The sequence below is a fragment of the Streptomyces sp. NPDC002935 genome (assembly GCF_040611295.1).
Classification (GTDB): Bacteria; Actinomycetota; Actinomycetes; order Streptomycetales; family Streptomycetaceae; genus Streptomyces.
Genome location: NZ_JBEXNW010000015.1, coordinates 178,651 through 193,949 on the forward strand (window position 1 = coordinate 178,651; position 15,299 = coordinate 193,949).

Consider the following 15,299-nt stretch of genomic DNA (forward strand, 5'->3'; position numbering starts at 1 on the left):
CTGGGACTCGATGGTGCGCTACCGCTAACCGTTCCTCGGTCACCCGGTGGCGCACGGGACCGCTGCGTCAACTGCCGTGCGGAAATCACCCATAAGGGGCTGGTGGGGTGAGGCCCGCCTCCCGACGGGACCCACGGGGCCGCCGGATGCCGCCGCCCCGTCACGAGGGGCCGCGGACGCCGTCCCCGGCGGGAAGGCCGGGAAGGCCGGGGAGGGCGGAAACGCCGACGCCCGGCAGGAGACGGCGGACGGGCCGTCTTCTGCCGGGCGCGGGGGTCAGATGCCGGCCGCGGCCGACAGGTCCCGCTTGATGGCCGTCAGCAGCTCCGTGGCCTTCGCGTGGGCCGCCGGAAGGTCGGCGTGACCGCCGACGGGCACCACGACCTCCAGGTAGCACTTCAGCTTGGGCTCGGTGCCGCTCGGGCGGACGATGACCCGGGCGCCGTCCAGGGTGTAGCGCAGACCGTCCGTGGGCGGCAGCCTGTCCGTGCCCTTGGTCAGGTCCTCGGCCTTCGTGATGGCCAGACCCGCGAGTTCCGTGGGCGGCAGCTCGCGCAGCCGGCGCATGGCGTTCGCGATGACCGACAGGTCCTCCACCCGGACCGAGAGCTGGTCGGTGGCGTGCAGCCCGTACGCGACGGCGATGTCGTCGAGCAGATCGAGCAGGGTGCGGCCCTGCTCCTTGAGCTCGGAGGCCAGCTCGGTGATGAGCAGGGCGGCGGTGATGCCGTCCTTGTCGCGTACGCCGTCGGGGTCGACGCAGTAGCCGAGCGCCTCCTCGTACCCGTACCGCAGACCCTCCACGCGGGCGATCCACTTGAAACCGGTGAGCGTCTCCTCGTACGGCAGACCCGCGCCCTCGGCGATCCGGCCGAGCAAGGAGGAGGAGACGATCGACTCGGCGAAGACACCGCGCGCGCCCCGCCGCACCAGGTGCTCGGCGAGCAGCGCGCCGACCTCGTCGCCGCGCAGCATGCGCCAGTCGGCGCCGGACTTCACGGCCACGGCGCACCGGTCGGCGTCCGGGTCGTTGGCGATGATCAGGTCGGGTTCCGTCGCGCGGGCCGCCGCGAAGGCGAGGTCCATCGCGCCGGGCTCCTCCGGGTTGGGGAAGGCGACGGTCGGGAAGTCCGGATCGGGCTCCGCCTGCTCGGCGACGAGCACCGGCTCCGGGAAACCGGCCCGGGCGAAGGCCGCGAGCAGCACGTCCTTGCCGACGCCGTGCATGGCCGTGTAGACGGTGCGGGCGGTGCGCGGCGAGCCCTCGGCCAGGACGGCGTCCGTACGGGCCAGATAGGCCTCCAGGACGCCCTCGCCGAGGGTCTCCCAGCCGGAGTCGGGGCGGGGCACGTCGGCGAGCGAGCGGACCGCGTCGATCTCGGCGGCGATCTCCGCGTCCGCCGGCGGGACGATCTGCGAACCGTCGCCGAGGTAGACCTTGTAGCCGTTGTCGCGGGGCGGGTTGTGGCTGGCGGTGACCTCCACGCCCGCGACCGCGCCGAGATGCCGTATGGCGTAGGCGAGGACGGGGGTGGGCAGCGGCCGGGGCAGGACGGCGGCGCGCAGGCCCGCGCCCGTCATCACGGCCGCGGTGTCCCGGGCGAAGTCCACGGACTTGTGGCGGGCGTCGTAGCCGATCACGACAAGTCCGCCGCTCTCGCCCTTGGCCGACAGATACGCGGCGAGTCCGGCCGCGGCCCGGATGACCACGGAACGGTTCATCCGCATCGGGCCCGCGCCGAGTTCACCGCGCAGGCCCGCGGTGCCGAACTGGAGGGTGCCGCTGAAGCGGGCGGTCAGTTCGGTGACGTCCTCGGCTTCGACGAGCTTGGCGAGTTCGTCACGGGTCTCCGCGTCGGGGTCCTCGGCCAGCCACGCCTTGGCCCGCGCGATGAGTTCGTCCTGCACCTCGGGTGCACCTCTCTTCGGTCGTACGGTTCCGTGTACCCCGGGTCGTTCCGCCCCCGGCGCGGGGGCGAACATCCCCGTCGCCTACAGACGATCCAGTACCTGGGTCAGAAGTTCCCCCATGCGCGCGGCCGAGTCGCGGCCCGCCTGGAGAACTTCCTCGTGGTTGAGGGGCTCGCCCGTCATACCGGCGGCGAGGTTGGTGACGAGGGAGATGCCGAGCACCTCGGCGCCGGCCTCGCGCGCGGCGATGGCCTCGAGGGTCGTCGACATGCCCACCAGGTCGGCCCCGATGACCCGGGCCATCCGGATCTCGGCCGGCGTCTCGTAGTGCGGGCCGGGGAACTGCGCGTAGACGCCCTCCTCCAGGGAGGGGTCGACCTCCTTGCACAGCGCGCGCAGCCGCGGCGAGTACAGGTCGGTGAGGTCGACGAAGTTCGCGCCGATGATCGGCGAGGTGGCGGTCAGGTTGATGTGGTCGCTGATCAGCACCGGCTGGCCGGGGCGCATGCCCTCGCGCAGGCCGCCGCAGCCGTTGGTGAGCACGATGGTCTTGCAGCCGGCGGCGACGGCGGTGCGTACGCCGTGCGCGACGGCGGCGACCCCGCGGCCCTCGTAGTAGTGGGTGCGTCCGAGGAAGACCAGGGCGCGCTTGTCGCCGATCCGGTACGAGCGGACCTTGCCGCCGTGCCCCTCGACCGCCGGCGCCGGGAAGCCGGGCAGCTCGGTGACCGGGAATTCGGCCTCGGGAGCGCCGAGGGCGTCCACGGCCGGGGCCCAGCCGGAGCCCATCACGAGGGCGACGTCATGGGTCTCGGCGCCCGTGAGCTCGCGCAGGCGCGTGGCGGCGGCGTCAGCGGCGGCATGGGGGTCGCCCTGGATGTCGTCCGGAAGAAGAGATGCGTTCACGCGCAAGAGGGTAGCTGGTCCAGGCCTACGCGCGTAGATGACAGAGCTCACGGTCTTGCGATCGTTGTCTTGTCGTTTCCGACAAAGAGGTGCGCAGGAGAGGGGGCCCGGACGGAGTGCCGCGCCGGACGAGCGGCTGGAAAACGCGCCCCGGAGCGGTGCCCGGGGAGGTGCGCGCAGAGGTGCCCGGCGGAGCGGGCCGAGTCGGGCGGGTGTGCGGGAAGACACCGCGGAGCTGCGCGGGAACGGCAGTGGAGGGGCGGAGCGCGTCCACCCCGAACGGCCTCAGCAGGGCCGCTTGCGGAGCTCCATGACGTAGTCGTGCGGCGCTCCCGCCGACTCGGCGGCGTCCGCGAGCTCGCCGAGGTAACGCGCCGAGGGCAGTCCCCCCTCGTACCCGTTCAGTACGTACACCCACGCGGCTTCCTCACCCTCCAGCGTGTGCACCCGTACACGCATCCGGCGGTAGACGTCGAGGCCGACGCCCTCCCAGCGGTCCATGGAGTCCTCGTCCAGCGGTGCGATGTCGTACAGCGCCACGAAGACCTGGGACCGCGGTGCCTCGACGATCGTCGCGAGCGCGCCTTCCCAGCCCATGTGCTCGCCCCCGAAGGTCAGCCGCCAGTCGTTCAGCCAGCCCGTGGCGCGCAGCGGCGAATGCGGGGCGCGGCGCGTCATGAGCCGCGGGTCGAGATTGCCGGCGTACGCGGCGTAGAGCGACATGGGGTCGAGGGTACGGCAGCGAAACGTACGCCTCTCGCGTAACAAAGTGGCTCGGATGCACCGGACTCGGCCCCCCTGGGCGGAAGCACCTTGAAGCGTGCGGGACAATGGAGTACGTGACTCGGATCGTGATCATCGGTGGCGGACCCGGCGGATATGAAGCGGCGCTGGTAGCCGCGCAGCTCGGCGCGGAGGTGACCGTCGTCGACTGCGACGGTCTGGGCGGGGCGTCGGTGCTCACCGACTGCGTGCCGTCGAAGACCCTTATCGCCACGGCCGAGGTGATGACGACCTTCGACTCCTCCTACGAGGAGCTGGGGATCATCGTCGCCGACGACACCCCTCCCATGGAGCAGGCCGCCCGTGTGGTCGGGGTCGACCTCGGCAAGGTCAACCGCCGCGTGAAGCGCCTCGCGCTCGCCCAGTCGCACGACATCACGGCCTCGGTGACCCGTGCCGGCGCCCGTGTCCTGCGCGGACGCGGACGGCTGGAGGGCATGCAGTCCCTGGACGGCTCCCGCAAGGTCGTCGTGAGCGCCGCGGACGGCACCGAGGAGACCCTCACCGCCGACGCCGTGCTCCTCGCCACCGGCGGGCACCCGCGCGAGCTGCCCGACGCGCAGCCCGACGGCGAGCGCATCCTGAACTGGACCCAGGTCTACGACCTCGACGAGCTGCCCGAGGAGCTCATCGTGGTCGGTTCCGGTGTCACCGGTGCCGAGTTCGCCGGCGCCTACCAGGCACTCGGCTCCCGCGTCACCCTGGTCTCCAGCCGCGACCGGGTGCTGCCGGGCGAGGACCCGGACGCCGCAGCCGTCCTGGAGGACGTCTTCCGCCGCCGCGGCATGAACGTCATGGCCCGCTCCCGCGCCGAGTCCGCCAAGCGGGTCGGCGACCGTGTCGAGGTCACGCTCTCCGACGGCCGGGTCATCAGCGGTACGCACTGCCTGATGGCCGTCGGCGCCATCCCGAACAGCAGCGGGATGGGCCTGGAGGAGGCCGGCGTCAGGGTCCGCGACTCCGGGCACATCTGGACGGACCGGGTCTCCCGCACGACCGCTCCGGGCGTGTACGCGGCCGGTGACGTGACCGGCGTCTTCGCCCTCGCGTCCGTCGCCGCCATGCAGGGCCGTATCGCCATGTACCACTTCCTCGGCGACGCGGTGGCCCCGCTGAACCTGAAGACGGTCTCCTCGAACGTCTTCACCGACCCCGAGATCGCCACCGTCGGCTATTCCCAGGCGGACGTCGACGCGGGCAAGATCGACGCCCGGGTCGTGAAGCTGCCGCTGCTGCGCAACCCGCGCGCCAAGATGCAGGGCATCCGTGACGGCTTCGTCAAGATCTTCTGCCGTCCCGGCACCGGCATCGTGGTCGGCGGCGTGGTCGTCTCCCCGCACGCCTCGGAGCTGATCCACCCGATCTCGATCGCGGTCGACAACAATCTGACGGTCGAACAGATCGCGAACGCGTTCACCGTGTATCCGTCCCTGTCCGGCTCGATCGCCGAGGTGGCACGGCAGCTGCACACCAGGAAGACCACGAGCGAGGGCTGACGGCTCCGGGCGACTCCCCGCTGGTCACGGGGAGTTGGTGACCGTGCGCACGGCATAGGTGGCGCGAGTAGGCACGTATACCACTTAGAGTCCCGCCATGCGAACAACTTCTGTTATTCGGCGCAAACTGCTGAAAGCAGACGGTCGTTGGGGTTACTGTCAGTTTCGTGTTCGCTGCAGAACGTCGCCAATTGATCCTCGAAATGGTGCGAGCGAATGGGGCCGTGTCGCTCCGTGAGCTCGCCCGCGTCGTCCAGACCTCCGAAGTGACCGTACGGCGGGACGTGCGCGCACTGGAGGCAGAAGGACTCCTCGACCGCCGGCACGGCGGTGCGGTATTGCCGGGCGGGTTTACGCGGGAGTCCGGCTTTCCGCAGAAATCGCATCTCGCGACCGCCGAGAAGACGGCCATCGCCGATCTCGCCGCGAGCCTCGTCGAAGAAGGCGAGGCCATTGTGGTGGGGGCGGGTACCACCACGCAGGAGCTGGCTCGCCGGCTCGCGCGGGTGCCCGGCCTGACCGTCGTCACCAACTCCCTGCTGGTGGCCCAGGCGTTGGCCCACGCCAACCGTGTGGAGGTCGTGATGACCGGCGGCACCCTGCGCGGTTCCAACTATGCCCTGGTCGGCTCGGGTGCGGAGCAGTCCCTCCAGGGGCTGCGCGTCTCCCGGGCGTTCCTCTCCGGGAGCGGGCTGACCGCCGAGCGCGGACTCTCCACGTCCAACATGCTCTCGGCGTCCGTGGACCGCGCTCTCGTCCAGGCGGCCGCGGAGGTGGTGGTCCTCGCCGACCACACCAAGCTCGGTACGGACACCATGTTCCAGACCGTGCCGACCGACCTCATCACCCGCCTGGTCACGGACGAGCCGCCCGCCCACGACGACCGTGCGGCCACCGAACTGCAGGCCCTGGCCGATCAGGGCGTACAGATCGCGGTGGCCGGGGCATCCGCATCAAGCGGTACGGGCGGAGATCCGCTCCCGGCGGGGCGCCAGCCGCGCCGGGACGTACCGCTCCCGGGCCCGCGCCGCGGGCAGGTCGTCCCGGGCTCGGGGCCGCAACTACGGAGCGCGACGGTGATGGGGGAGCAGCCCCAGGCCGAAAGGGCACGGGTGGCCGACCTTCGACGCCGCTGAGCGGTGTCGAAGGGCCGTGAGGCCGTCGGCGGGTCTCCTCGCCGGGCCCGGCCGGATCACGGCTTCAGGCCACGCAGTGTCAGGCTCAGCAGCCTGTCGGCCAGCGCGGGGTCGTCCGGCGTTTCCTCCGCCGCCAGCGCGATCGCGTTGGTCAGCTGGAGGAGATCACCGATCGACACGTCGGGGCGTACGGCCCCGGACTCCTGGGCGCGGAGCAGCAGAGCGCTGCCCGCCTCGCGCATCGGGCCGCTGCACCGGGCGAGATGTGAACCATCGTCCCGCGAGGCCGACATGAGGGCGCGCGCGAGCCCTCGGTACTCACTCGCGTGCCTGATGATCTCGCGCAGCCAGTCGACCAGGGCGGTGCACGGCTGCGGGGCGTCGAGCAGCTCACGCGAGCGGGCCAGCAGATCGCTCACGGCTTCCTCGAAGACCGCACTCATCAGGGCGCGCCGATTCGGGAAGTGGCGGTACAGCGTGCCGATTCCGACGCCCGCGCGCCGGGCCACGTCCTCGAGGGACGCGTCGGTGCCGTGCTCGGCGAACGCGGAGCGCGCCTCGGCGAGCAGCCGGTCATAGTTGCGCCGGGCGTCCGCACGCATGACGCGCGGCGCTCCTGGACCCCCAGCGGGCCCGGACGTCCCGGCCCGCTCCCGCGCGGTCGTGCCCACCATGGCCTCCACCTGCCCTCTCCCGCCGCCCGGCTGCGCTCCAGGATGCCACCGGCAGCTCCCGGGCGGACTCCCCGCGGGGGCGCGGTGGGCGGCTCGAAGCATCATCGCCGGTTGCGCGGACGGCGGCTTCAAGCGCCGTCGCGGGTCGGGGCGGACGCGTACGTCGTCGCCAGGCCCGTACGGCATCACCACCGCCCGCACAGCGAAGCGCCCGGCGAACCGCAGACGCGGTCCACCGGGCGCTCCGGGTGGACGGGTGAGTCACCCGTCCGTGGTGCTCAGTCCTTGATCTCGCAGATCGGGGCGCCGGAGGTGACGGAGGCGCCGACCTCCGCGCTCAGGCCCTTGATGGTGCCGGAGCGGTGTGCGTTGAGCGGCTGTTCCATCTTCATGGCCTCGAGGACGACGATGAGGTCGCCCTCCTTGACCTCCTGGCCCTCCTCGACGGCCACCTTGACGATGGTGCCCTGCATCGGGGAGGCGAGGGTGTCGCCGGAGGCGACCGGGCCGGACTTCTTGGCGGCGCGGCGCTTGGGCTTGGCGCCGGCGGCCAGACCGGTGCGGGCCAGGGACATGCCCAGCGAGACGGGCAGCGAGACCTCCAGGCGCTTGCCGCCGACCTCGACGACCACGGTCTCGCGGCCGGGCTCGTCATCGGTGTCGGTGTCGGCCGGGGCGGCGAACGCCTTGATCTCGTTGACGAACTCGGTCTCGATCCAGCGGGTGTGGACCGTGAACGGGGCGTCCGAGCCGGTGAGCTCGGGCGCGAACGCGGGGTCGGTGACGACCGCGCGGTGGAAGGGGATCGCGGTGGCCATGCCCTCCACCTGGAACTCCGCCAGCGCGCGCGAGGCCCGCTGCAGGGCCTGCTCGCGGGTGGCTCCGGTGACGATCAGCTTGGCCAGGAGCGAGTCCCAGGCCGGGCCGATGACGCTGCCCGATTCCACACCCGCGTCCAGACGGACACCGGGGCCCGACGGCGGCGCGAAGGCGGTGACGGTGCCGGGGGCGGGCAGGAAGTTGCGGCCCGGGTCCTCGCCGTTGATGCGGAACTCGATGGAGTGTCCGCGCAGCTCGGGGTCGCCGTAGCCGAGGGCCTCGCCGTCGGCGATGCGGAACATCTCGCGGACCAGGTCGATGCCGGCGACCTCTTCGGTGACCGGGTGCTCGACCTGCAGACGGGTGTTGACCTCCAGGAAGGAGATGGTGCCGTCGGTGCCGACCAGGAACTCCACGGTGCCCGCGCCGACGTAGCCGGCCTCCTTGAGGATCGCCTTGGAGGAGGAGTACAGCTCCTCGACCTGGGCGTCCGACAGGAACGGGGCGGGGGCCTCCTCGACCAGTTTCTGGTGGCGGCGCTGCAGCGAGCAGTCACGCGTGGAGACGACGACCACGTTGCCGTGGGTGTCGGCCAGGCACTGGGTCTCCACATGCCTGGGCTTGTCGAGGTAGCGCTCCACGAAGCACTCGCCGCGCCCGAAGGCCGCGACCGCCTCACGGACGGCCGACTCGTACAGCTCGGGCACCTCTTCCAGCGTCCGGGCGACCTTCAGACCACGACCGCCGCCACCGAAGGCGGCCTTGATCGCGATCGGCAGGCCGTGCTGCTCGGCGAAAACGACGACCTCCTCGGCACCCGAGACCGGGTCCGGGGTGCCGGCCACCAGCGGCGCACCCGCGCGCTGCGCGATGTGCCGGGCGGCGACCTTGTCACCCAGGTCGCGGATGGCCTGCGGCGGCGGACCGATCCAGATCAGGCCCGCGTCGAGAACGGCCTGGGCGAACTCCGCGTTCTCCGAAAGGAAGCCGTAGCCCGGATGAATGGCATCCGCGCCCGAGTCCTTGGCGGCCTGCAGCACCTTGGCGATGTCCAGGTAACTGGTGGCCGGGGTGTCACCGCCCAACGCGAACGCCTCGTCCGCCGCACGGACATGCAGAGCGTCCCGGTCCGGTTCCGCATACACGGCAACGCTCGCGATCCCGGCATCCCGGCACGCCCGGGCCACGCGGACAGCGATTTCGCCACGGTTGGCGATGAGCACCTTGCGCACGATGGCTCCCTCCTTGAAACAAGCCGAGTTTAGGGACAGCCAACACGACGTTTCGACCCGTCCCCAGTGGTGAGCTTGCCCACACGGAGCGTGATCCGAGGCTCACCCGACCCGCGAAATCCCTTGTCGTGCCAAGGTGCGCGGGAATCCTTCCCTGAACCCTAGCTCTCCGATGTGGCCAAGGTCTCTGTGACTCCGTGCTGCGGCCCACAACGATTCTTTGTCGAGTCCCTACGAATGGCCCAATGATTCTTTGCCCTCGCCAGAACCCTTGTCCCGCGGTTTACCCGTTAGTAGCGTTCGGGATGTCTCGAACGTACTTGGGGTAACAGCACGCGGAAGTGGGTGGGGCCGGTGGTGCGCAGACCGGTGGCATGGGTGGCGGCGATCGTGCTCTTCGTGGAGGCGATAGGTATCGCACTCCTCAACTGGTTCCTCGGCGTGGTCGTCGACCGCCAGGACATGTCCCTGGCGGGGCTCGACTCCGACATGATGTCGGTGTCCTCGAAGGTGGGCGGGCTGGTGTTCGGCCTCTACTTCGGGGCGTGCGCCGTGTCCGCCCTGATGGTCGGGCTTCGCGACCGCGCTCCGGGGCTCCTCGGGCGTGTCCTGCTGATCAGCGCCGCCGTGGTGCACGCCCTGCTCGGCGCGTTCACGGTGGGCCTGGTGGGCTGGGGCGCCTTCACCTTCATGATGGTCGGCTTCGGCCTGATCGTGTTCACACTTCTGGGGTACGAGCGTCGGGGGACAGGTCCCGTCGACGCCGCGCCGCAGGGTGAAGGGAACGGCGGCGGCGAAGGCGAGGGTGCCGACGACGGCGCCGGCGTCGACGAGAGGGAGAGCGTCGGCGAGGGGAAGAGTGCCGGCCCGGGGAGCGGTGCCGACGAGGGGAAGCGCGTCGACCTGGGGAAGGGCGCCGACGCGAAGAGGACCGACGAGGCCGAAGTCGCGGTCACAGCGCGACCCATCGCCTCGGCCACCTGACCGTTCCTCGGTCGGCCGGCACCCCGGCCCGCTGACCGAATTCACGGCCGGCTGACCGCACCGCACTCCGGGCGGTCCGGCCGTTCGCGTCGCGGCCGTCCGGCCACCACCGCTTCGGCCGCCCTGCCGTCTGCCGGCCGCGCCCAAGGGCTCGGGGCGGTCCGGCCGTTCCCTCCGGCCGCCCGGCCGGGAGCCCGCGGCCGCCTGCCTGTTCCGTCTGCCTGTTGCGTCCGGCTGTTGCGGTTGCGCCGGCCGCCCAGGGGCTCCAGGGCCTCCTGGGCGTTCCTTGCCCCGGCTGTCCCCGCGGTTCTCACTTCTCCCGGGGCGTCCACAACTCCGTGATGCCCACGCCCAGTTCGGCCAGCAGCCTGCGCACCATCGGCAGCGAGATGCCGATGACATTGCCGTGGTCGCCGTCGATGCCCTCGATGAAGGGGGCCGAGCGGCCGTCGAGGGTGAACGCGCCCGCCACGTGGAGGGGTTCGCCCGAGGCGACGTACGCGGCGATCTCCGCGTCGCTCGGCTCGCCGAAGCGGACCACGGTGGAGGCGGTGGCGGACTCCCACCGCTTCTGCGCCGTGTCCCAGACGCAGTGACCCGTCTGGAGGGTGCCCGCCCGGCCGCGCATCGCCTTCCAGCGTGCGGTGGCCTCCTCGGCGTCCGCGGGCTTGCCGAGGGCCTCGCCGTCCAGGTCCAGCACCGAGTCGCAGCCGATCACCAGCGCGCCCTGGACCTCGGGCCGCGCCGCCACGACGGAGGCCTTCGCCTCAGCCAGCGCCAGGGCGAGTTCGGCGGGTGTGGGCGCGGTGACGGCGTCCTCGTCGACCCCGCTCACGATCACCTCGGGGGCGAGCCCTGCCTGGCGCAGCAGGTTGAGCCGGGCGGGGGACTGTGAGGCGAGCACGAGACGGCGGCGCGGCTGATCGGTCATGAGATCAGGGTATCGGCGCCGATCGGCCCGTGCCCGGCCGCCGTGCGTCGGGTGCCGGGCGGGGTCAGCGGATGCCCAGCAGGATCATCGCGACCACCATGGCCAGCGCCATGAGAACGCCCAGGCGCCGCAACATGTCCTGCATGTCGCGGAGTTCCTTGGGAGGTTCGTCCTCCGGGTCGGACCACAGCATGCCCTCGATGGTGCGACGGCGGAGCTTTCGGGCGCCTGAGTACGCGTACTCAACTTGCGCACATTCTGTGTAAACGGGTCTGGGGTTTCTTTAGCGCGGGGTGGCCTGTACGGTCAGGGGTGCCACTAAGGGAACCCTGGTCCCGTTTGAAAGTCGGAGAGGGAATCGCCATGTTCACCACCGCCTGGACCGCATCGCCCCAGCTCCCCAGTGAGGGCTTCACCCCCAACTGGTCGCGCGAGGGCTTCTGGCGTCAGTCGCTCCGCCAGTCCGTCCGCCTCACCGCGGGCGGCGACCGGCTCCGCGTCCGGCTCTCCAACGCGTACGGAACCTCACCGCTGCGCGTCGCGGGCGCCACCGTCGCCCGCACGGCCCGCGGCGCGGCCGTCGAGGCGGGCTCGCTGCGGCGGCTCACCTTCGAAGGGGCCGCCTCCGCCGAGATCCCGGCGGGCGGCCACCTCGTCAGCGATGCCGCCGAACTCGGCCTGCGGTCACTGGAGTCGGTGACCGTCACCCTGCACTTCGACGCCGTCACGGGGCCCGCGACCTTTCACGCGCAGGCCTTCGCGACCAGTTACCGGGGCGCCGGGGACCGCCTCCACGACCTCGAAGGGCACGGCTTCACGCAGGCCACCGAATCCTGGTACTTCCTGTCCGCGGTCGAGGTCGACGCGGGCGGACGCCGGGACGGGATCGCGCTCTTCGGGGACTCCGTCGTCGACGGCTTCGGCTCCACCCCGGGTGCGGACCGGCGCTGGTCCGACGCGCTCGCCGAGCACACCGGGCGGCCCGTGCTCAACGCCGGCATCGGCGGGAACCTGCTGCTCAACGACTCCGCCTGGTACGGGGAGAAGGGCGTCCACCGGCTCGCCCGCGACGTCCTCGACCACCCGGGCGTGGGCACACTGGTCGTGCTCCAGGGCGTCAACGACATCGGCTTCGGCGAAACGGACGAACAGCCGACCTACCAGCCGGCCCCGGTGGTCGAGGCCGACGAACTCATCGCCGGGTACCGGAAGTTGATACACCTGGCCCGCGCGCGTGGGCTCCGGGTGATCGGCGCGACCCTGCTGCCCTTCGGCGGCTCCGACCACTGGGGCGAGCACGCGGCGAAGGTGAGCCACGAGGTGAACGCGTGGATCCGCGACCCGGCGCGCGGGGAGTGGGACGCGGTCGTGGACCTGAACCGCGCCCTGGCCGATCCGACGGACCCGGACCGGCTGCACCCGGCGTACGACTTCGGCGACCACCTGCACCCCGACGACGCCGGGTACGCGGTGATGGCCGAAGCCGTCGCGGCGGTGCTCCAGGACAACGCCTGAGCCCCTGGCATGGCCAGGGGCTCAGGCCCGGGCCGGGTTCTAGCCCGGCCAGTAGCTGCGGCCCCACGACGTCGGGCCCGGCCGCGGGAGCCGGTGTGCCGCGATACGGGCCGGGTCGGACCAGGAGTCACGCGGCCCGGACGCGCCGGACGGGGCGGATGCCGCCGCCGCGGCGCGTGCGCGGACCACCGCCAGTGCGGCGGCCAGCTCCTCCGGGGTCGGATTGCCCCGTACGACCTTGATCGTCATATCTGCTCCCAGGATCCGGGTCTGCGGGGACTAGAGCGGGATGTTGCCGTGCTTCTTCGGGGGAAGCGATGCCCGCTTCGTGCGCAGCTGACGCAGACCGCGTACGACGTGGGAGCGGGTCTGCGACGGCATGATCACGCCGTCGATGTAACCGCGCTCGGCCGCCGTGTACGGGTTCAGCAGCGTGTCCTCGTACTCCTGGATCAACCGGGCCCGGGTGGCTTCCTGGTCCTCGGCGGCCGCGATGGTGCGGCGGTGCAGGATGTTCACCGCGCCCTGCGCGCCCATCACGGCGATCTGCGCGGTGGGCCAGGCCAGGTTGAGGTCGGCGCCCAGGTGCTTGGAGCCCATGACGTCGTACGCGCCGCCGAAGGCCTTGCGGGTGATGATCGTGATCAGCGGGACGGTCGCCTCGGCGTACGCGTAGATCAGCTTGGCGCCGCGGCGGATGATGCCGGTGTGCTCCTGGTCGACGCCAGGGAGGAAGCCGGGCACGTCCACGAAGGTGAGGACCGGCACGTTGAACGCGTCGCACGTCCGCACGAAGCGCGCGGCCTTCTCGCTCGCGTCGATGTCCAGGCAACCGGCGAACTGCATCGGCTGGTTGGCGACGATGCCGACCGGGTGGCCCTCGACCCGGCCGAAGCCGGTGAGGATGTTCGGCGCGAACAGCGCCTGCGTCTCGAAGAACTCGGCGTCGTCCAGGACGTGTTCGATCACCGCGTGCATGTCGTACGGCTGGTTCGCGCTGTCCGGCACGATCGTGTCCAGCTCGCGGTCCTCGTCCGTGAGGGTGAGGTCCGCCTCCTCCGGGAACACCGGGGGCTCGCTGAGGTTGTTCGACGGCAGGTACGACAGCAGCTGCTTGACGTACTCGATGGCGTCCTTCTCGTCGCCCGCCATGTGATGGGCCACGCCCGACACGGCGTTGTGCGTGCGGGCGCCGCCCAGCTCCTCGAAGCCGACGTCCTCGCCCGTCACCGTCTTGATGACGTCCGGACCGGTGATGAACATGTGCGAGGTCTGGTCGACCATGACCGTGAAGTCGGTGATGGCGGGGGAGTACACCGCACCGCCCGCGCACGGGCCGACGACCAGGCTGATCTGCGGAATGACGCCCGACGCGTGCGTGTTGCGGCGGAAGATCTCGCCGTACATGCCGAGCGCGCTGACGCCCTCCTGGATCCGCGCGCCACCCGAGTCGTTGATGCCGATGACCGGGCAGCCGGTCTTCAGCGCGAAGTCCATCACCTTCATGATCTTCTGGCCGTAGACCTCGCCGAGGGCACCGCCGAAAACCGTGAAGTCCTGGGAGAACACGGCGATCGGGCGGCCGTCGACCGCGCCGTAGCCGGTGACCACACCGTCACCGTACGGGCGGTTCTTCTCCAGCCCGAAGTCGGTCGACCGGTGCCGCGCGAACTCGTCGAACTCGACGAAGGAACCTTCGTCCATCAGCAGCTCGATGCGCTCACGGGCCGTCAACTTGCCCTTGGCGTGCTGCTTTTCGACGGCGCGCTCCGAGCCGGCGTGCGTCGCCTCTTGGATGCGGCGCTGCAAGTCCGCGAGCTTGCCCGCGGTGGTGTGGATGTCGGGGTGTTGCAGCTCTTCCGGCTCGGACATCGGGATGCGGCTCCCTGCCTGCTCTAGGGGGGTGAGGGTGTGAGGTGCTCAGAAGGGGGGCTTGCTACTCATCCGTAGCGTAGTGGTGCGCCTACCGATCGGCAGTGCGGCGTTTACCACACCTAGGGTGGGTTGCATGACGCCGCGAGATGCATCAGACGCGAACGACAATCGGTGGTCCGACCTGGACCGTCCGCCTCTGAACGGGGCCGCCCTGCGCAGGGCGCTGGTCGCCGAGGACGGACTGTGGAGCGACGTGGAGGTGGTGGAGCGCACCGGGTCCACCAACTCCGATCTGGTCGGCCGCGTGACCAAGGAAGGGGCCGAGGAGGGCGCGGTCCTCGTCGCCGAGGAACAGAACGCCGGGCGCGGCCGCCTGGACCGCCAGTGGACGGCGCCGGCCCGCTCCGGCCTCTTCTTCTCCGTGGTCCTGAAGCCCACCGGCGTTCCCGTCGAACGCTGGGGCTGGCTGCCGCTGCTCACCGGCGTCGCCGTCGCGACGGCGCTCTCGCGCTCCGCCGGGGTCGACACGGCACTCAAATGGCCCAACGACCTGCTGGTCACCGTGGACGGCGAGGAACGCAAGGCCGGCGGCATCCTCGCCGAGCGCGCCGGCACCGACGCGGTCGTGGTCGGCATCGGCATCAACGTCACCCTGCGTGAGGACGAGCTGCCCGTGCCGGGAGCGGGATCGCTGGCGCTGGCGGGCGCGGCGACCACGGACCGTGCCACCGTGCTGAGGGCCGTGCTGCGCTCCCTGGAGCAGTGGTACGGGCGCTGGCGCGACGCGGCCGGCGATCCCGCCGCGTCCGGCCTCCAGGCCACCTACGCGGCCGGGTGCGCGACGCTCGGGCGCACGGTGCGGGCCGAACTGCCCGGAGGCCGGTCGATCGTCGGGGAGGCCGTCGCCGTGGACGGGGACGGGCGGCTCGTCATCGCCACGGAGGAGGGCGTGCAGGAGCCGGTGGGGGCCGGGGACGTCGTGCATCTGCGGGCGGTGTGACGCGGTCCGCCTCCGTGCGGAGCGCGTGCTGTGCCGG

14 protein-coding genes are annotated in these 15,299 nt (G+C 71.4%); 5 read left to right on the forward strand and 9 right to left on the reverse strand.

All coding sequences use genetic code 11. The features are described from left to right. Positions 1 to 276: 276 nt before the first annotated feature. The 3 genes from ABZX90_RS22065 to ABZX90_RS22075 all read right to left on the reverse strand — a co-directional run bounded on the left by ABZX90_RS22065 (position 277) and on the right by ABZX90_RS22075 (position 3,540). Positions 277 to 1,908 carry a phospho-sugar mutase gene (locus ABZX90_RS22065; protein WP_355207171.1) on the reverse strand — a complete coding sequence of 544 codons (1,632 nt, stop codon included), beginning with the start codon at positions 1,906 to 1,908 and terminating at the stop codon, positions 277 to 279. An 84-nt stretch (positions 1,909 to 1,992) separates the two neighbouring features. Then, positions 1,993 to 2,817 carry a purine-nucleoside phosphorylase gene (locus ABZX90_RS22070; RefSeq protein ID WP_351134318.1) on the reverse strand — a complete coding sequence of 275 codons (825 nt, stop codon included), beginning with the start codon at positions 2,815 to 2,817 and terminating at the stop codon, positions 1,993 to 1,995. 285 nt (positions 2,818 to 3,102) lie between these two features. After that, on the reverse strand, positions 3,103 to 3,540 hold the full coding sequence (locus ABZX90_RS22075; protein ID WP_351134316.1) for a gamma-glutamylcyclotransferase: 438 nt from the start codon (positions 3,538 to 3,540) through the stop codon (positions 3,103 to 3,105). Positions 3,541 to 3,647: 107 nt separating this feature from the next. On the opposite strand from ABZX90_RS22075, the gene ABZX90_RS22080 reads away from it, so the two are divergent. Both ABZX90_RS22080 and ABZX90_RS22085 read left to right on the forward strand, forming a co-directional pair. Further along, positions 3,648 to 5,096, forward strand: coding sequence for an NAD(P)H-quinone dehydrogenase (locus ABZX90_RS22080; protein WP_351134314.1), 1,449 nt, complete (start codon positions 3,648 to 3,650; stop codon positions 5,094 to 5,096). A 167-nt stretch (positions 5,097 to 5,263) separates the two neighbouring features. Continuing rightward, positions 5,264 to 6,232, forward strand: a complete 969-nt coding sequence (locus ABZX90_RS22085) for a DeoR/GlpR family DNA-binding transcription regulator (RefSeq protein WP_355207175.1) — start codon at positions 5,264 to 5,266, stop codon at positions 6,230 to 6,232. Between the two features lie 56 nt (positions 6,233 to 6,288). Here ABZX90_RS22085 and ABZX90_RS22090 read toward each other — a convergent pair whose 3' ends face one another. Together ABZX90_RS22090 and ABZX90_RS22095 are read right to left on the reverse strand one after the other, a co-directional pair. Beyond that, positions 6,289 to 6,834, reverse strand: coding sequence for a helix-turn-helix domain-containing protein (locus ABZX90_RS22090; protein WP_351134310.1), 546 nt, complete (start codon positions 6,832 to 6,834; stop codon positions 6,289 to 6,291). 350 nt (positions 6,835 to 7,184) lie between these two features. Next, positions 7,185 to 8,957 carry a biotin carboxylase N-terminal domain-containing protein gene (locus ABZX90_RS22095; RefSeq protein ID WP_351134308.1) on the reverse strand — a complete coding sequence of 591 codons (1,773 nt, stop codon included), beginning with the start codon at positions 8,955 to 8,957 and terminating at the stop codon, positions 7,185 to 7,187. A 354-nt stretch (positions 8,958 to 9,311) separates the two neighbouring features. Here ABZX90_RS22095 and ABZX90_RS22100 point away from each other — a divergent pair, with 354 nt between their 5' ends. Then, entirely contained in the window at positions 9,312 to 9,941 is a 630-nt protein-coding gene (locus tag ABZX90_RS22100) for a hypothetical protein (RefSeq protein ID WP_351134306.1), read from the forward strand. Between the two features lie 310 nt (positions 9,942 to 10,251). Here ABZX90_RS22100 and ABZX90_RS22105 read toward each other — a convergent pair whose 3' ends face one another. Beyond that, entirely contained in the window at positions 10,252 to 10,872 is a 621-nt protein-coding gene (locus tag ABZX90_RS22105) for a nucleoside triphosphate pyrophosphatase (protein ID WP_355207180.1), read from the reverse strand. Positions 10,873 to 10,936: 64 nt separating this feature from the next. Continuing rightward, on the reverse strand, positions 10,937 to 11,065 hold the full coding sequence (locus tag ABZX90_RS22110) for a hypothetical protein (RefSeq protein WP_351134302.1): 129 nt from the start codon (positions 11,063 to 11,065) through the stop codon (positions 10,937 to 10,939). Between the two features lie 170 nt (positions 11,066 to 11,235). On the opposite strand from ABZX90_RS22110, the gene ABZX90_RS22115 reads away from it, so the two are divergent. Continuing rightward, entirely contained in the window at positions 11,236 to 12,387 is a 1,152-nt protein-coding gene (locus ABZX90_RS22115) for an SGNH/GDSL hydrolase family protein (protein WP_351134300.1), read from the forward strand. A gap of 39 nt (positions 12,388 to 12,426) precedes the next feature. Here the strand turns inward: ABZX90_RS22115 and ABZX90_RS22120 are convergent, their stop codons facing one another. Further along, positions 12,427 to 12,636, reverse strand: coding sequence for an acyl-CoA carboxylase epsilon subunit (locus ABZX90_RS22120; protein ID WP_351134298.1), 210 nt, complete (start codon positions 12,634 to 12,636; stop codon positions 12,427 to 12,429). A 30-nt stretch (positions 12,637 to 12,666) separates the two neighbouring features. Then, positions 12,667 to 14,259 (reverse strand): acyl-CoA carboxylase subunit beta, encoded by a 1,593-nt coding sequence (locus ABZX90_RS22125; protein ID WP_355207184.1) that lies wholly within the window; start codon positions 14,257 to 14,259, stop codon positions 12,667 to 12,669. A gap of 136 nt (positions 14,260 to 14,395) precedes the next feature. Here ABZX90_RS22125 and ABZX90_RS22130 point away from each other — a divergent pair, with 136 nt between their 5' ends. Continuing rightward, positions 14,396 to 15,262, forward strand: a complete 867-nt coding sequence (locus ABZX90_RS22130) for a biotin--[acetyl-CoA-carboxylase] ligase (protein ID WP_351134294.1) — start codon at positions 14,396 to 14,398, stop codon at positions 15,260 to 15,262. Positions 15,263 to 15,299: the final 37 nt, after the last annotated feature.

Bases quoted from the DNA above. Each gene is read 5' to 3' on its own strand.
- ABZX90_RS22075 (WP_351134316.1), bottom strand. From the start codon at position 3,540: ATGTCGCTCTACGCCGCGTACGCCGGCAATCTCGACCCGCGGCTCATG.
- ABZX90_RS22080 (WP_351134314.1), top strand. From the start codon at position 3,648: ATGGAGTACGTGACTCGGATCGTGATCATCGGTGGCGGACCCGGCGGA.
- ABZX90_RS22090 (WP_351134310.1), bottom strand. From the start codon at position 6,834: ATGCGTGCGGACGCCCGGCGCAACTATGACCGGCTGCTCGCCGAGGCG.
- ABZX90_RS22105 (WP_355207180.1), bottom strand. From the start codon at position 10,872: ATGACCGATCAGCCGCGCCGCCGTCTCGTGCTCGCCTCACAGTCCCCC.
- ABZX90_RS22110 (WP_351134302.1), bottom strand. From the start codon at position 11,065: ATGCTGTGGTCCGACCCGGAGGACGAACCTCCCAAGGAACTCCGCGAC.
- ABZX90_RS22115 (WP_351134300.1), top strand. From the start codon at position 11,236: ATGTTCACCACCGCCTGGACCGCATCGCCCCAGCTCCCCAGTGAGGGC.
- ABZX90_RS22120 (WP_351134298.1), bottom strand. From the start codon at position 12,636: ATGACGATCAAGGTCGTACGGGGCAATCCGACCCCGGAGGAGCTGGCC.
- ABZX90_RS22125 (WP_355207184.1), bottom strand. From the start codon at position 14,259: ATGTCCGAGCCGGAAGAGCTGCAACACCCCGACATCCACACCACCGCG.
- ABZX90_RS22130 (WP_351134294.1), top strand. From the start codon at position 14,396: ATGACGCCGCGAGATGCATCAGACGCGAACGACAATCGGTGGTCCGAC.